The sequence below is a fragment of the Arcanobacterium pinnipediorum genome (genome assembly GCF_023973165.1).
Taxonomy (GTDB): domain Bacteria; phylum Actinomycetota; class Actinomycetes; order Actinomycetales; family Actinomycetaceae; genus Arcanobacterium; species Arcanobacterium pinnipediorum.
This window is the reverse complement of sequence record NZ_CP099547.1, coordinates 1,808,404-1,823,258: the sequence shown is the minus strand read 5'-3', so window position 1 is coordinate 1,823,258 and position 14,855 is coordinate 1,808,404. Positions and strand designations below refer to the sequence as shown.

General features: G+C 51.1%; 13 protein-coding genes and 1 tRNA gene. 8 read left to right on the top strand and 6 right to left on the bottom strand.

Annotated features, from left to right (window positions below):
• Positions 1–323 precede the first annotated feature (323 nt).
• The 4 genes from NG665_RS08135 to NG665_RS08120 all read left to right on the top strand — a co-directional run bounded on the left by NG665_RS08135 (position 324) and on the right by NG665_RS08120 (position 5,491).
• Complete coding sequence (locus NG665_RS08135) at positions 324–1,817, top strand: DUF1846 domain-containing protein (protein ID WP_252673203.1); 1,494 nt, start codon at positions 324–326, stop codon at positions 1,815–1,817.
• A gap of 2 nt (positions 1,818–1,819) precedes the next feature.
• On the top strand, positions 1,820–4,240 hold the full coding sequence (locus NG665_RS08130) for an HAD-IC family P-type ATPase (RefSeq protein WP_252673202.1): 2,421 nt from the start codon (positions 1,820–1,822) through the stop codon (positions 4,238–4,240).
• Between the two features lie 400 nt (positions 4,241–4,640).
• A complete protein-coding gene (locus tag NG665_RS08125) occupies positions 4,641–4,895 on the top strand; it encodes a GlsB/YeaQ/YmgE family stress response membrane protein (RefSeq protein ID WP_252673201.1) in 255 nt (84 codons plus the stop codon).
• Positions 4,896–5,119: 224 nt separating this feature from the next.
• The gene (locus tag NG665_RS08120; RefSeq protein ID WP_252673200.1) at positions 5,120–5,491 is read left to right on the top strand and encodes a PfkB family carbohydrate kinase; all 372 of its coding nucleotides are present in this window, start codon (positions 5,120–5,122) and stop codon (positions 5,489–5,491) included.
• A 509-nt stretch (positions 5,492–6,000) separates the two neighbouring features.
• Here the strand turns inward: NG665_RS08120 and NG665_RS08115 are convergent.
• From NG665_RS08115 to NG665_RS08105, 3 genes are all read right to left on the bottom strand, one after another.
• Positions 6,001–6,074: transfer RNA gene (locus tag NG665_RS08115), tRNA-Pro, on the bottom strand.
• 135 nt (positions 6,075–6,209) lie between these two features.
• A complete protein-coding gene (locus tag NG665_RS08110; RefSeq protein ID WP_252673199.1) occupies positions 6,210–7,217 on the bottom strand; it encodes a metallophosphoesterase in 1,008 nt (335 codons plus the stop codon).
• Positions 7,214–9,631 carry a transglycosylase domain-containing protein gene (locus NG665_RS08105; RefSeq protein WP_252673198.1) on the bottom strand — a complete coding sequence of 806 codons (2,418 nt, stop codon included), beginning with the start codon at positions 9,629–9,631 and terminating at the stop codon, positions 7,214–7,216. Before NG665_RS08105 ends, NG665_RS08110 begins: the two co-directional genes overlap by 4 nt.
• Positions 9,632–9,787: 156 nt before the next feature.
• On the opposite strand from NG665_RS08105, the gene NG665_RS08100 reads away from it, so the two are divergent.
• Genes NG665_RS08100 through NG665_RS08090 form a run of 3 tightly spaced genes read left to right on the top strand, consistent with a single transcriptional unit; the run spans position 9,788 to position 10,794 of the window.
• Positions 9,788–10,108 (top strand): WhiB family transcriptional regulator, encoded by a 321-nt coding sequence (locus tag NG665_RS08100; protein WP_252673197.1) that lies wholly within the window; start codon positions 9,788–9,790, stop codon positions 10,106–10,108.
• Positions 10,109–10,161: 53 nt separating this feature from the next.
• A complete protein-coding gene (sp36, locus tag NG665_RS08095; RefSeq protein WP_252673196.1) occupies positions 10,162–10,320 on the top strand; it encodes a Sp36 family protein in 159 nt (52 codons plus the stop codon).
• Positions 10,321–10,794, top strand: coding sequence for a RidA family protein (locus tag NG665_RS08090; RefSeq protein WP_252673195.1), 474 nt, complete (start codon positions 10,321–10,323; stop codon positions 10,792–10,794).
• Between the two features lie 190 nt (positions 10,795–10,984).
• On the opposite strand, the gene NG665_RS08085 is transcribed toward NG665_RS08090, so the two are convergent.
• Positions 10,985–11,662 carry a Crp/Fnr family transcriptional regulator gene (locus tag NG665_RS08085; protein WP_252673194.1) on the bottom strand — a complete coding sequence of 226 codons (678 nt, stop codon included), beginning with the start codon at positions 11,660–11,662 and terminating at the stop codon, positions 10,985–10,987.
• A 187-nt stretch (positions 11,663–11,849) separates the two neighbouring features.
• Between NG665_RS08085 and nth the strand changes: the two genes are divergently transcribed.
• A complete protein-coding gene (gene nth, locus NG665_RS08080; protein ID WP_252673193.1) occupies positions 11,850–12,542 on the top strand; it encodes an endonuclease III in 693 nt (230 codons plus the stop codon).
• 33 nt (positions 12,543–12,575) lie between these two features.
• Here the strand turns inward: nth and NG665_RS08075 are convergent, their stop codons facing one another.
• Both NG665_RS08075 and NG665_RS08070 read right to left on the bottom strand, forming a co-directional pair.
• Entirely contained in the window at positions 12,576–13,487 is a 912-nt protein-coding gene (locus tag NG665_RS08075) for an alpha/beta fold hydrolase (protein ID WP_252673192.1), read from the bottom strand.
• A 58-nt stretch (positions 13,488–13,545) separates the two neighbouring features.
• Positions 13,546–14,730, bottom strand: coding sequence for a DUF2157 domain-containing protein (locus NG665_RS08070; RefSeq protein WP_252673191.1), 1,185 nt, complete (start codon positions 14,728–14,730; stop codon positions 13,546–13,548).
• Positions 14,731–14,855 lie beyond the last annotated feature (125 nt).

Genomic DNA, 14,855 nt, shown 5'->3' with positions numbered 1-14,855 from the left:
GGCTACCCCAGCGAGATACCCCAGCAAACCTAGCTGACCAGGCCCGCAACCCCAGCCATTCCCGGTACTCAATTGGTGTGAAGAAAGGCTAAGCATTTGACGAGGATAATCGATGGCGCGTAAGCTCCATTGTTGGGCTCCCTGGAAGTCATCTCAGTTCTGAATGATGATTTCGGCAAGGGAGCTTTTCCTTATTATGGTGGAAATGAGGAGTTGGGAACGTGAGGAATTATTGCGATGAGTCACTGTTCGCGACGAATTGTTGACTATGGGGAAACCGGTTTCCACCAGTGAAGATGGTTGGGGACATTAAGGAGAAAATCATGGCCTTCACAGTAGGGTTCGACCGCGAAAAATACATTGAGATGCAGTCAAAGCATATTTTGGAGCGGCGGGCGAAGATAGGCGGGAAGCTCTATCTTGAGATGGGAGGCAAGTTGTTTGACGACAACCATGCCTCGCGAGTATTGCCTGGTTTTACTCCCGATAACAAGATCGTTATGCTGGAAAAGATTGCAGATGAGATCGAGATTATCGTGTGTTTGAATGCTAAGGATTTGCAACGCCAAAAAATGCGTTCGGATGTTGGCATTACTTACGACGAAGATGTGCTGCGGCTGATTGATGTTTTCCGGGAGCGTGGTTTCCTCGTGGAAAATGTTGTGATGACTCAATTCGATGAGTCCAATACGTTGGCTGTGACGTTTATGCAGCGCTTGGAGCGGATGGGAATTAAGGTTGCTCGCCATCGCGTGATTGCCGGATATCCGGCAAATGTTGATGTGATTGTTTCTGAGGAAGGGCTAGGGAAGAACGATTTTGTTCAAACTTCGCGTGATCTTGTTGTTGTGACTGCTCCGGGCCCAGGCTCAGGCAAACTGGCAACATGCTTGTCGCAGATTTATCACGAGGCTAAGCGCGGCACGAAGGCAGGTTATGCGAAGTTTGAAACGTTCCCGATTTGGAATGTTGCTCTTGAGCATCCGGTTAATTTAGCCTACGAGGCTGCAACTGTGGATCTTGATGACGCTAATCTTATTGATCCCTTCCATTTAGAAGCGTATGGCGAGTCAGTTTCGTCGTATAACCGAGACATCGACGTCTTTCCGTTGGTGCGCACAATGTTGGAGCGGATTGCCGGCCAGTCGCCATACCAGAGCCCAACCGATATGGGGGTGAATATGGCTGGCTATTGTATTAGCGACGACGAAGCGGTGCGGGAGGCTTCCCGGCAGGAAATTATTCGCCGCTATTATCAGGCACGTGTTGAAGAACGCAAGGAAGCTTTGGATACGACTCTTTCGGATCGGGTTCGTCATGTGATGCGCAAGGCGGGTGTGACCACGGCTGATCGCAATGTGGTTGCGCCGGCGTTGAAGTTGGCAGAGGAAACAGGCAGTCCAGCCTCTGCTATTGAGCTTCCCGACGGTAGTATCGTCACGGGCAAAACCTCGGAGCTGTTGGGTTGTTCGGCAGCTATGTTGTTGAATGCGTTAAAGCAGTTGGCAGGTATTGACCGAGAGGCTTTGTTGTTGTCGCCGCAGTCGATCGAGCCGATTCAAAAACTCAAGGTTGAGCATTTGGGGTCGCGTAATCCGCGGCTGCACACGGATGAAGTTTTGATTGCGTTAAGTGTGTCGGCTGGTACTAGTCAAGATGCACGCAATGCAATGGCACAATTAAAGAATCTAGCTCGATGCGATGTTCATGTTACGACGATTCTGGGTACGGTTGATGAGGCTATTTTCCGTAATTTGGGATTGTACGTGACCAGCGAGCCGGTCTTTCAGCGCAAGTCTCTCTACCAGAAGAAGTGATTATGTCTCAGAAGCTATCGTTGGGCTTAACATCTGAAGAAGTGGCCGATCGTCGTCGTGATGGCCGGGTCAATACGTTGCCGCCGCGTACGGGGAAAACGGTGGGCGATATTATTCGTTCGAATGTGTTTACGCGGATTAATGCCATGTTGTCGGTGCTGTTTGTTATGGTGATGACGACCGGTTCAATTATTAATGCGGCGTTTGGTCTGCTGATTATCGTTAATTCGGGTATTGGAATCGTCCAGGAGCTGCGGGCGAAGCGCACGCTTGATTCGCTGTCGCTGATTGGCGAGGAAAAACCGCGGGTATGGCGCGATGGGAAGATCGTCGAGGTTGCCCAAGAAGATGTGGTTCTTGACGACGTGATTGCATTGCGTTCTGGCAACCAGATTGTTGTTGATGGTGAGGTTGTGGACTCTGACGGTTTAAGTATCGATGAGTCGATGCTTACTGGTGAGTCAGATGCGGTGCGCAAGCAGCTAGATGATGAGATTTTGTCTGGGTCGTTTGTGGTTTCGGGTACTGGCGCGTATCGGGTAACGAAAGTTGGAGCGGATTCGTATGCGGCGCGGCTGACTGCGGAGGCATCACGTTTCACGCTGGCTAAATCGCAGCTTCAATCTGGTATCAACACGATTTTGAAGTATATTACGTGGGTTTTGATTCCGGTGGGTATCCTGATTATTTATTCGCAGGTTTCGCAGGGGACGAGCCAGTGGGATCAAGTCATTTTGAAGATTTCGGGTGCGTTAGTACCGATGATTCCAGAGGGCTTGGTTTTGATTACCTCCACGGCGTTTGCGTTGGGTGTTATCCGGTTGGGTAAGCGCAAGTGTTTAGTTCAAGAATTGCCGGCTATCGAGGGTCTTGCCCGAGTGGACGTGGTGTGTGCGGATAAGACGGGTACGTTGACTGAGAATCGGATGATTTTTGAGTCGATTCGTTTGTTTGACGACGAGGGCGGGTTGGCTGATTCTCGTTCTGCTTCTGGCACATGGAGTTTTGCACAGTTAGAGGAGGTTCTTGGACAGTTAGGTGGTGCTGATCAAGATCCTAATTCTACTATGGCAGCGATTATTGAGGCCCATGGTTTGGATGCGGGTACTAAGAAGTGGGAGGTGCGCAGCCGGCACGCGTTTACGTCGGCGACGAAGTGGTCAGGTATCACATTTGCCGAGCACGGTAGCTGGCTGTTGGGTGCTGCGGATGTGCTTGCTGAAGGCAGCGCGTATGCCAAGAGTGCCCAGGAGTTAGGTTCGACTGGTTTGCGTGTGATTATGCTTGCCCATACGGATCAGGTGGTCGATGACGATACTGAATTGACCGACGTCGAACCGGTTGCGTTGGTAGTTTTTGAGCAGAAGGTTCGTCCCGATGCTGCCCAGACCTTGGAATATTTTGCGGAACAGAATGTGACTGTGAAGGTTATTTCTGGTGACAACGCGGCCTCAGTTGGTGCGGTGACGCGCAAGTTGGGTGTGGATTCTGGTCAGGCGATTGATGCGCGCACGTTGACGTCGGAGAATTTCGATGCGCAGGTTGCGAATAATTTGGTTTTCGGGCGGGTCACTCCAGATCAGAAGCGTTCGATGGTGGCCTCGTTGCAAGAGGCCGGGCATACAGTTGCGATGACTGGCGATGGTGTCAATGACGTACTGGCGTTAAAAGACGCCGATATCGGTGTTGCGATGGGCTCGGGTGCTCCGGCGACGCGTTCGGTTGCCAAGATTGTGTTATTGGACGATAAGTTTGCAACGTTGCCGTATGTGGTGGCTGAGGGCCGCCGCGTGATCGGTAACATCGAGCGGGTCGCTAATTTGTTTTTGACGAAGACGATCTATTCAGCAGTGTTGGCAATTTTGGTGATTATTTCGGCTATTCCGTTCCCATTCCAGCCGATCCATGTCACGATTACTGGTTGGTTTACGATTGGTATTCCGGCATTTGTTTTGTCTTTGCCGCCTAATAATCAACGTGCTCGTTCGGGGTTTGTACGCCGTGTTTTGTGGTTTGCGGTACCTGCTGGAGTTGTGGTTGGTATTAGTGCGTTTGTTTCGTTCTGGGCCGCTACTGGTGGCGAGTTTGTTTCCGGTCAGGTCTATGTTGAAGAGTCGACGGCGGCTTTGCTGGCTTTGATTATTCCGTCGACGTGGGTGTTGGTGTGTATTGCTCGCCCGCTATCATGGTGGAAGTCGATTCTTGTTGTTTTGCCGTTGCTGGGTTATGGCGTGATCTTCACATGGGATTTCACCCAAAAGATATTCATGTTGGATTCATCTAACGGTGCAATCATGCAGCAGGCGGCGATTATTGGCTTGGTTGCTGCGGTTCTTATCGAAGGGCTGTGGTGGACTGTTAAGCGCTATCAGGGTGAGCCGACGATCTTGTGGCGCAACGATCCGTTACTGTCACAGCGCTGATTTTTAGCGAGGTTTTCTGTGGTTGGAGGTTCGTTAAAACTCTCAGGGTTTTCCCAGTTTGTGCGCATTGGTTTTCGAGTTAAGTATGTTTAGATATGTATATCTGAAGGAATTCCTAGTGTGTAACTCCTAAAGAATGCGGAAAGTGAATATTTGAAAGCCTGCTGGTCAAGGATTTGTGCGACTTTGATTCGGCGCTAAGGGCTCTCATGGCAAGCGAGCGACTACCTCAACGGTGGTCGCTCGCTTGTATCTAACGGATTCGATGAATGGCATGTGCCTCGTCTAGCTTTTCCACCATAAGCTGATTCGGAACGTATTTGCGCTGAGCCTGATAGGGTTAGAATGTAAATATTTCAACTATCCCTCGATTTTTCGAGTTAAAGTGGAAGGTCTTATTATGATCAATATTATTGGCACAATTATTTTTGGTGCAGTTATCGGTTTTCTTGCTAAGTTCTTTAAAGGTGCAGAGCTATCTGTTCTCGCTACTGTAGTTTTGGGTGTCGCTGGCGTCCTCCTCGGTAATTTGGCTCTCTCGATCTTCGGTTACCCGGCAAACACCGGCGGAATCGACTGGATTCGCTGGGTTGTCTGCACGCTCGTCGCAATGGCTGCGATCGGTATCTACGCCGGTACTAAGTCAAAGAAGTAATCTATCTGTCATAGTTGCCTAATGTAACTAATACAGTCTAAGTAAAGCTCCAAGAATGCCCGCATTCTTGGAGCTTTACTTATTAACCACACCGCGTTACGTAGTGCCGAATCTGGTAATCAGTAGGCAATAGTCGGGCGCCAGTATCTCAAACTTTCCACCGCTCACCTGTTGTTCCTTGTTAGATAAGGCTTTTATTTGAGGTCAAGGATTGTCAATACTTCATGCCTAATGAGTCAGAGTTGTCTTTGCTCACTGGAATGCCAGTTGAAACGATTGACGATGTTCGTAATGCTACCTCAGCATTGTTAGAAGCAGGGGTGAAGAATGTGATTGTTACTCTTGGATCGCGTGGTGTTTTGTGGATGGCTGAGGGAATAGATGAACTCGTTAGTGCCCATACTGTTCAAGCTCGTGATACTACAGGTGCAGGAGATGCATTTATTGGTTGTTTTAGTCACTACCTAGTGAAAACTGGAAACGTGCTTGAATCGTTGCGCAAAGCAAATCGTTATGCGGCAGATTCGGTCACGAAACTAGGTACTCAGACCTCGTACGCCACGGCTGAAGAACTTGCTCAGTTATCGTACAGCTAGTTAATCTAGTTGCTGGTCTGACTGCTAGCCAGTTCAGCAACTAGCCAGACCAGCAATTAGCCAGTTCAACAACTAGCTAATCTATCCAAACCGGGCGTTAGGCACTTTTCGCAGCTAATCGGCGCTCTCAAACCTCATTTTAAACCTGACTCAGACTGGAACGTGTTCCAAAACCGGGGTATATGGGGTGATGTCCCCGTATATGAGGACATCACCCCATATACCCCGGTTTCGCGACAAGGCGTCGAGAGATTGAGACGGTTGGCTGGGCGTTATGTCGGGCTAGCGAGGATTTTAGGCTGATTAATGGAGGATTTGAGCTGGTTAGTTGGGTGTTGTGTTAGGTTGACTGGGAGATTGCGGCATGCGCCGGGAGATTGGGCTAGTCGGCTGGTGTTATGGCGGGCTGTGCGGGTCGGTTCGAACAGCCTTACAAGCCGGTGCTACCAAGTGTAAAGCCCCAAAAGCAAAGAATCTCCCCCGACATAAGTCGGGGGAGATTACACGAGTCGGGGTGGCGGGATTTGAACCCACGGCCTCTTCGTCCCGAACGAAGCGCGCTACCAAGCTGCGCCACACCCCGTGAACGTTGTTAACCAACCAGTTAATGATAACGCTACGAGAGCTTTTTGGGAAATTTATGCCCCGAGCCTGCGCAAGACATCACACATGATCTGCATGTACTTCTTCTATCACGGCCCTACATTCCTTTACGGCCCTACAACTGAACAACATCGAGCATAATTGCTTCAGGAGCACAAAAAGTTCGGATTGGAGTATAGGGCGATGTGCCAATCCCGGCAGAAATATTGACAAGCATATGCTCCGCGGCATCAAGCGTGCCGTTTTTCTTCAACACGCGCGCACGGTCTGTATTGTCATTATGAGGCGGCCAGCGGAACAATCCATTTGCAAAAGCTGTTGGCAGATCGCAATTGGTAACTAACGCACGCGAACCAGGCAGATTAACTTGGCCACCGTGGGTGTGGCCAGCGAATGTCAGATCTGCATGATCTGCAGCCATCATATCCAACACCCAAGTGTAGGGTGCATGAGCTAAAGCAATCCGCATATGAGGGCCCGCAACTGTTTCGTTATTATCTGGAGCGGGCATGGCATGGCGTTGGATATGCGGGTCATCGATTCCTACCAGATCTAGCGTCCAAGCATTTACACTGATCCGGGTGCGGGCATTATTGAGATCTACCCAGCCTCCACTGGTCAAACCGTCCCGTAAAACCTCTGTTGCTAAGGGCTTACCAGAATGTGGAGCGCCATCGGGAGAATCGTCTTCATCCGCGTTCGCCGTTTTGCTGCTCGGACCAAGAAGATAACGCAACGGATTCTTCAGCGTTGGCCCAGAGTAATCATTGGACCCAAAAACAAATGCGCCCGGTACAGATAAGAGCGGACCAAGATCATCCAATAACGGATCTATAGCGCTATCATCTGCAATAAGATCACCGGTAGCCACCACAAAATCGGGACCTAAATCTGCGAGCGAACGAATAAAGCTACGCCGTTTGCGTTGATATGGCACCAGGTGAGTATCAGAGATATGTAAGATCCGCAGCTGGGCAGGCTGTGATAGTGAAGCCCCTCGTGCCGGGATTAAAGCGGTGCGCCGCCGAACAGTATAGGCATGTGCATGAACCAAAGCTCCAGCAGTTATCGCGGTGCCGGAAGCGATAAGTCCCCCGAGGATTCGTGCTGGCACGTTAGTCATGGGCGCGGCCCAATCGAAAGCCACAAATCAACACGACTACCGGGACTGCCGTCTCCGACAACTTCTTGACGAGCTACCTGACCACGTGGCAGATCGGAGTAGTCACTACCGACGGCAACGACGTAGCCTGCGCCTTGCAACGTAGCAACCGCATCAGCTTCACTCATACCGATGACCGAAGGAACCGCCGATTGCGGGTCTTGCTCCTTCTTTTCTGCCTCATCTTTTTCTTTGCTATCTTCAGCTTGCGTATCTGGCGGCTGTATTGCTTTAGCGGGTTGAGCAAATGGCACAATAGGTTGATCTGCCAACGCTTGATTCATGTAATCACGGAAGGCTGGAGCGGCGAGCGTTCCACCATAGACGATGCTGTAGAAAACACCGTTGACGGTAACGTCGAGCATCGGAATATTGCCATTCATGTGACCAGTCCATACAGCCGATGCAAGCTGTGGGGTGTAACCGACATACCACATGTGGTATGAGCTATCCGTCGTACCAGTCTTGCCAGCAGATGGTCGCCCGGCGGCAAGTTGTGCCGCTGAACCAGTAGCACCTGGTTGGGGAACGAGTTGCAAAATCCCATTGACGGTTCGCGCTACGTCTTTGTCAATGACTTGGCGGCATTCTGGCTGCCGTTCTGCGAGAACATTGCCAGCTCGGTCAGTGATCTTGGTAAATGAATGCGGCTTGCAGGCAAGCCCATCTGCGCCCAACGTTGCCACTGACGACGCCATCGAAAGTGGCGTGGTCGGGTTTACACCAAGGACTTGTGAAGGGCGCGGAATAATGGGGGTAATATCGCCTTCTTTAACATTCGTCATGCCAGCTCGATGGAGCTCATCGAGGATGTCCGGAGTAATGTAACTACCTTGGCGAGCACCCATCATTTCTGCTGTGCGAGTGATTTCGCATAGATCAAGTTTTGACGACATCTGGGCAAAGGCGGTATTAACTGAATACTTTGCTGCTGTAGTCGACGGAATCGGTCCAAAGCTTTCGCCGTCGTTATTAGATGGACTAAACGTATCTGCTAACCCTGGAGCGCATGGAATTTTCCAGTCGCGTGCCGGAATGGTGATCTTTCGCGAACCAGTTAGGCGCTCGTAGGGGCTGTGTCCTTTAGCTATCCAGTCCACTAGGGTGAAAATCTTGAAAGTCGATCCTGGTTGGAAGCCTGCGCCGCCGCCCATGTCTTCGCCGACGTTATTGTTGACCTTAGTTGCGTTTGGCTGTGCCTCTGAGGGGTTGCCAAAGGGACGGTTTTGAACCATTGCGCGGATGTTTCCGGTGCCAGGTTCGATTGAGGATAACGCAATGTCGATACCGGATGGATCGCCTACTGGAACCCGATTAACGATGGAGTCGTATGCGATTTGCTGTTCGGTAGGGTTGATGGTGGTGTGTATAACTAGGCCACCCCGGTAGAGTTTGGCGATGCGCTCGTCACGAGTCTGACCCAATTCTTCATAATTTAAGACGTCGCGTACAACGTATTCACAGAAGTTGGCCGATATTCCAGCCTCGTCACACCCGTTGTAGGCAGGTGAAACTTGGAGCATATCCTCAATGGATACTGCGGCAGCGCCATCGTATTGTTCTTGAGTGATGTAGCCTTGATCCAACATGGTTCCCAGCACTGTGTTGCGGCGTTTGAGTGCGCCTTCGGGATTTGATACCGGATCCCAACGTCCGGGAGCCTGGGTGATTCCTGCAAGCATCGCGGCTTGTTCCAAGGTGACATCTTTGGCTGGTTTTGAAAAGAAATATCGAGATGCTACTTCGACGCCGTATTGGGATGGTCCAAATTGCGCAATATTGAGGTATGCGGTGAGGATTTCATCTTTCGTCATTTGGTTTTCGACGGCGATCGCGAAGCGTGCTTCGTTGAGCTTTCGCGCAATTGTTTGTTCAGTTGCGGCTGCTATTTGTTCATCGTCGTCTTCGATACGTCCTTTTTCTAGTAACGCGTTTTTGACATACTGCTGGGTGATTGTTGAGCCACCTGCAAGCGAGGATCCTGTGAGATTGGAAAAGGCTGCGCCAAGGATGCCTTGGGCGTCGATGCCGTTGTGTTGATAGAAGCGTTGATCTTCGATCGAGACGGCAGCGTCTTTAATGTACTGGGAAATATTTTCCGAGCCGACGACGATGCGGTTTTCCGAATAGAAGCTAGCTAATTTGGTTCCATCGGCTGCAACAATGGTTGAGACTTCGGATGGAACCGTAAAGTCGACGTTCGTTGGTAGATCGTCGAAAATTTTTGTTATGGCATTAACTGCCGTGCCAGATGCGGCAGCTACCGGGATAGCCATTGCTGCCAGCAGGCTACCGCCGAGTCCGCAGAGTAAGAAGAATGACAGCAGAGCGGCTAGTGCTTGCTTGAAGGTCAAATTCCGTTTTTGTGTTGCCATACATACAGAATACTGCCTATTTTCTCTGGGCGCGCGGGACAGAGATGAACATTGCCAAAATCTCGATGTGACGTTTAGCCATAAGGAAGGTAGGATATTCGTGATAGAAGTCACGACAGAATGGGGCGAAGAGGCTTCACTCGGAGGGATATCGTTATGAGTCTGGCTTATGAAGAACAGACATGGGCGGTACATGCTGCATGTGCGGATGTGGATCCAGATTCGCTTTTCGTTCGCGGTGCCGCACAGCGGCAAGTTCGTAATGTGTGCTTTTCGTGCCCGGTGCGTATGGAATGTTTAGCGGATGCCTTGGATTCCAATGCGGCATTCGGAGTGTGGGGTGGCCTAACTGAGCGCGAACGCCGCGCTATCCTTCGTATGTTCCCAGATGAAAATAATTGGGCGGAACGTTTAAAGAATTCAAACGAACAGTTAGTTGTTGAATTACGTGCCGGACGAGTTCCGAGATTGAGTTGAGTCGTTTCTTCGTTGAGTCTTTCGCATACCCAGTGATGCAGTAGGCTAGAGGTATGAAGAAATTTGAATATGTTACTTTACCGCTGCTAGTACACAACACCAAAGCCATTCTTGATCAATGGGGCGAAGATGGCTGGGAGCTTGTCAGTGTTATTCCAGGCCCAAATGGTAGCCAAAACCCCGTTGCCTACATGAAGCGTGAGAAGCAGTAAATGGCTAGGATTCCAGTTCGCCAGCGCCTAGCAGAACTCGGTATTGATCTTGTGCCGCTTGCGCCACCGGTTGCTTCCTATATTCCGGCGCAGTTATCTGGCAATGTTGTGCGCACCTCGGGGCAGTTGCCTTTTGTTGCCGGGCAATTAGAGGTGCAGGGCAAAGTTGGCGATGAGGTATCTGAAAGCCAAGCATACGATCAGGCGCGGATCTGTGCACTTAATGCGCTTGCCGCGATTGCTTGGGCGTTAGATGGTGATCTTGATCGAATTGTTTCAGTCTCGCATGTTACCGGGTTTGTGGCTTCAGCACCTGAGTTTTATGGTCAATCGCGTGTTGTGAACGGTGCTTCAGATTTGCTTCACGATATTTTTGGTGACGACGGCGTTCACACGCGGTCCGCTGTTGGGGTTGCGGTCCTACCGTTGAATGCTCCGGTTGAAATTGAATTAAGCGTCGTTATTGCCGATTGATCCATGCCGTAATAGGCAGGTGTGGACAATGACGAATTCTGTGCGCTAGCAGTAGTGGTGCATGGAATGCGCCGGCTATGAAAATCAGTAGGTTTTATAAGTCTGATGGTGGTTGGGTGGCACTAGCTAGTGCCACCCAACCACCATCTCACCATATTCAACTTATGTGTGGTTTGGGTATGAGCTGAGCTCAGTGTGCGCGGCGCTGGAGGCGCTGGACTTGGATGAGCAATACGGCACGCCCTTCAAGGCGAATCCAGCCACGTGAAGTAAAATCTGCCAAGGACTTATTGACTGTTTCGCGAGAAGCGCCAACGAGATGGGCGAGCTCTTCCTGGGTTAGATCGTGGGCTACATAGATACCTTCTTGGGTACGTTCGCCAAAACGCTCTGCAAGATCAAGGAGAGCTTTAGCTACACGGCCGGGAACATCAGAGAAGACCAAGTCTGCCATCTGCTGATTCGTGGTACGAAGGCGGCGAGCAAGTTCACGCAACATGGACTTTGCCATGGCTGGGTGGGAATCGATGTAGGTCATCATGTCTTTGTGGGACAACGATAATAGGCTTGTGGCAGCAATAGCTGTCACTGTTGAGGAACGAGCACCGAGATCAAACAAGGTCAGTTCGCCAATGATTTCACCAGGGCCCAGCACGGCGATGAGGTTTTCACGACCATCATCTGCGGTGTGGGAAAGCTTGACTTTACCGTCAGTGACTACGTAGAGACGGTCGCCAGAATCGCCCTCGTGGAAAAGTGATTCACCACGCTTTAAGGTGGTCTCGGACATGAGAGCAAGAAGATCTGCGCGGTCGGCTTCGTCTAGCTCTCGGAAAAGCTCTACATGAGCCAAAACGGTGGAATCCATCCGAATTCCTTTCAAATAGAAGGCTACTAGGACAAGACCTCGGCTCGTGTGTGCGAGGTCATACATATCTAAGTGTGCCACGTTTTACAGTGATAGGCACGCGGTAGCGCAAATTTTCTTCTCTCAGAGTTATTTTTTCTGCGACGAAGGCAGTTCCAAGCTAAGCTAAAGTGGCCAAGGAGGAAGTATGAATGAAAAGAAAAGCGTTCGTCGTCGTCTGCCGTTTCGACCCCGCTCCCTAACTGCACGTCGCCAACAAGCAGACCGCATCGTCCAACGCCTCGCCGAACTCTACCCAGATTCGCACTGTGCACTCGACCATCGCAACCCATTCGAACTCCTCACCGCCACCGTTCTTTCGGCACAAACAACCGATGCGCGAGTCAATTCCGTAACCCCAACACTCTTCGACAATTTCCCAAACGCGCACGCACTGGCTCAAGCACCGCTGGCAGTCTTAGAAGAAATTTTGCATCCGCTAGGATTTTATCGAGCCAAAGCACGTTCGCTAAACGGTCTTGCCACCGGTCTTATTGATCGCTTCGATGGCAATGTGCCACCTAATCTCCAAGACTTAGTAACTTTGCCAGGTGTAGGGCGTAAAACCGCCAACGTCGTCTTGGGAAATGCGTTCGATATTCCTGGTATCACAGTCGATACTCACGTCGGACGACTCGCGCGGCGATGGGCGTGGACGCGCGAAACTGACCCGGTCAAAGCCGAAGCAGATCTAGCCAAGATTTTGCCGCAGTCACAGTGGACGATCATTTGCCATCGAGTTATTGATCATGGCCGGCAGGTATGTCATTCTCGCAAACCGGCGTGCGGTTCTTGCCCTATGGCAGATATTTGCCCCAGTTTTGAACTCGAAATAGGCTAAGTAGACCTCGCTGAAGGAAAATACCCTTACGTTTTAGGTGATCCGGTTTAAGAACTCCACAATCGCCTCAGTTACGCGCTCAGGCTGTTCTTCAGGAACGAAATGCCCGGCGTTGGCGATGGAAACAAACTGATAGTCTCCGATTGCGAATTCGCCGTCTCGAGACCAGGCGCGCTGCGGTAGTAACGGGTCACTTTCGCCGCGGATAGCCAAGATCGGCAACCGTACCGAATGAGCTGATTCGCGCAGGTATGCACGCCCGGAGGGACGCTGCTGAGCAAGATACATCCATCGCAGTTGGTCAATGGCAATATCGGCAGCCATAGGCAGGTTCAGGGCTTGAGCGTAGAGATCTGCTTGTGCGCTGGCACCATCATTTCCAGGAGCTGACCAGCTCGCAAGAATTTCACGCAATTTTTCTGGATCTTTTAATTTCCGCTTCGAAAGTGAGCGGAGAAAGGTTGATGCGGCGTATTTCCACGTCCGCAACGTCACGTGTGCTCCAATACGCTGCAACGTGCGCGGATGTGGTGAAGATATAGTGATCAGACCGCTAAAAAGTGTCGGTTCCATAGACGCTGCCGACCAGGCAAGTGCTCCGCCGCGCCCATGACCAACAACGACTACTTTGCGTGCACCTAAAGATCGCACGATTTTTGTTAGATCTTGGGCGAGGGTGAAACCATCTTCTGATTTCGGTGTTTTATCCGACCCGCCGATACCGCGTTGGTCGATAGCAACAACCTGGTATCCAGCTTGGGCGATTTGAGCGATCTGATGCCGCCATGCCCACCAATACTGTGGAAAACCGTGAACTAAAAGAACTAACGGTTTCGTTTCGGAGTATTCTCCGGCGCTCACGACGTGGAATTGGGCACCATTGGCTTGGATAAGCCGATGTTCCCAAGGGCCAGGTAGCGTGATGCACGTAGTATCGGCAGGCATGGCATAGACCTTATGTGTTTGAAGGGTTGCCGCGGACGGCTAGTAGGTTACTTTTGGGTTACTTTGTTTCGTCAGGCGTCGTCGTTGGTGTTGATGCGGTATTGAGCAAGAACTCCCGACGCGTCTGAGCGATTGCGCGCGTTGCGCCACGACGGCGAGCTGCATGGGTAGCAACGCCAGTCATGAACAGTAAGAATCCGAGAATGACGACGCGCCCGGTACCCAAATCGAGTTCGATATGATGGACGACGTTGCCGGTGAAGTCATTGTAGTGACCGATATGTGCATCCAACCAGGTAACTGCGTGATGTCCGAGTGAAGGCACGATCAGGGCAACCATTCCAGCTATGGTAACGAGTCCTCCCCAGAATTGTGCGCCGAGTGAGGAGGCGCGCGCAGTTAGCCAGAGCATGGCGAGAACAACCAGGCCACCGAGCAGTTCAATGAATGGGAAGAACGCAAATGTTTGCGCATCCCACGGGTTGTTTTCCACAAGGTAGAGGCGGGCACCGGCGTCGGAGATTAAATACCATGCCAAAGGTATCAGAAGTAAAGTGAGGAAGAAGCTGCCGGTATGGATCCAACCGCGTCCTTTTGGTTCATCAGGAATTTCGGTGATATCGCCCGGATCTGCACTCCACTCTTCGCGCGGAGGAGCAAAGTTTGGTTCTTCTTCGCCAGCTGGCATAACAGATGTGCGATTGGGGCTGGCTGGGACGGCAGGCGCGACGACGCCCATCGCAACGCCGGTTTCGGTGTTTGGTTTTTCGCTGTGCTCAGTTTCGTTGAGGTAGCCGCCCAGTGTTGGGTTCGGATTTGATGGTGTTTCGTTTGCAACCATCTGGCGGTCACGTGGTTGTGCAGGTAGGTCTGGGTCTACCAGATCTTCGCGTGGCTCGACGTCGGCGAACTCGTTTGCGCTGTAGTTAGCGTCATTGACGTATTTGGGTGCCCCCCAATGTGTAGTATCGGTTTGCGGCAGGTTGTTCTCTTGGTCGTGCTGTGCGGAAGGTTCATCAAAATCTGGGGTGTCTTCGGTGTGCGCGGCTAGAGTCTCACCAAAGTCAGGGGCATCGGTGCCAATAGTGAGATCCTCGTCGATTTCTACCGATTCACCAGCGACCTGTTCGGGCATATATTCCGGCTGTAGGCGTTCGGTATTCTCGACGATTGGTTCGAGAATGTCGTCGTCGTTAAACGGCCGTGGATTGGCCGAATTATATGGATCGTTCGGTGTAGTCACGATTCCTCCTATTGTTAGTTAAACTAACGCTATCGCTATCTGGTGCTTATGTTGGGGAACTTGGCGGTGTTTTGACGGAAAAGTTACGCAGACCATGTCCAATTAATTGTGGATAGTTTGGGTTT

What these genes read in the sequence shown, in the direction of transcription:
- sp36 (WP_252673196.1), top strand. Translation starts at nt 10,162, where the DNA reads ATGAAGAAATTTGAATATGTTACTTTACCGCTGCTAGTACACAACACC.
- NG665_RS08100 (WP_252673197.1), top strand. Translation starts at nt 9,788, where the DNA reads ATGAGTCTGGCTTATGAAGAACAGACATGGGCGGTACATGCTGCATGT.
- NG665_RS08085 (WP_252673194.1), bottom strand. Translation starts at nt 11,662, where the DNA reads ATGGATTCCACCGTTTTGGCTCATGTAGAGCTTTTCCGAGAGCTAGAC.
- NG665_RS08130 (WP_252673202.1), top strand. Translation starts at nt 1,820, where the DNA reads ATGTCTCAGAAGCTATCGTTGGGCTTAACATCTGAAGAAGTGGCCGAT.
- NG665_RS08075 (WP_252673192.1), bottom strand. Translation starts at nt 13,487, where the DNA reads ATGCCTGCCGATACTACGTGCATCACGCTACCTGGCCCTTGGGAACAT.
- NG665_RS08090 (WP_252673195.1), top strand. Translation starts at nt 10,321, where the DNA reads ATGGCTAGGATTCCAGTTCGCCAGCGCCTAGCAGAACTCGGTATTGAT.
- nth (WP_252673193.1), top strand. Translation starts at nt 11,850, where the DNA reads ATGAATGAAAAGAAAAGCGTTCGTCGTCGTCTGCCGTTTCGACCCCGC.
- NG665_RS08110 (WP_252673199.1), bottom strand. Translation starts at nt 7,217, where the DNA reads ATGACTAACGTGCCAGCACGAATCCTCGGGGGACTTATCGCTTCCGGC.
- NG665_RS08120 (WP_252673200.1), top strand. Translation starts at nt 5,120, where the DNA reads ATGCCTAATGAGTCAGAGTTGTCTTTGCTCACTGGAATGCCAGTTGAA.
- NG665_RS08105 (WP_252673198.1), bottom strand. Translation starts at nt 9,631, where the DNA reads ATGGCAACACAAAAACGGAATTTGACCTTCAAGCAAGCACTAGCCGCT.
- NG665_RS08135 (WP_252673203.1), top strand. Translation starts at nt 324, where the DNA reads ATGGCCTTCACAGTAGGGTTCGACCGCGAAAAATACATTGAGATGCAG.
- NG665_RS08125 (WP_252673201.1), top strand. Translation starts at nt 4,641, where the DNA reads ATGATCAATATTATTGGCACAATTATTTTTGGTGCAGTTATCGGTTTT.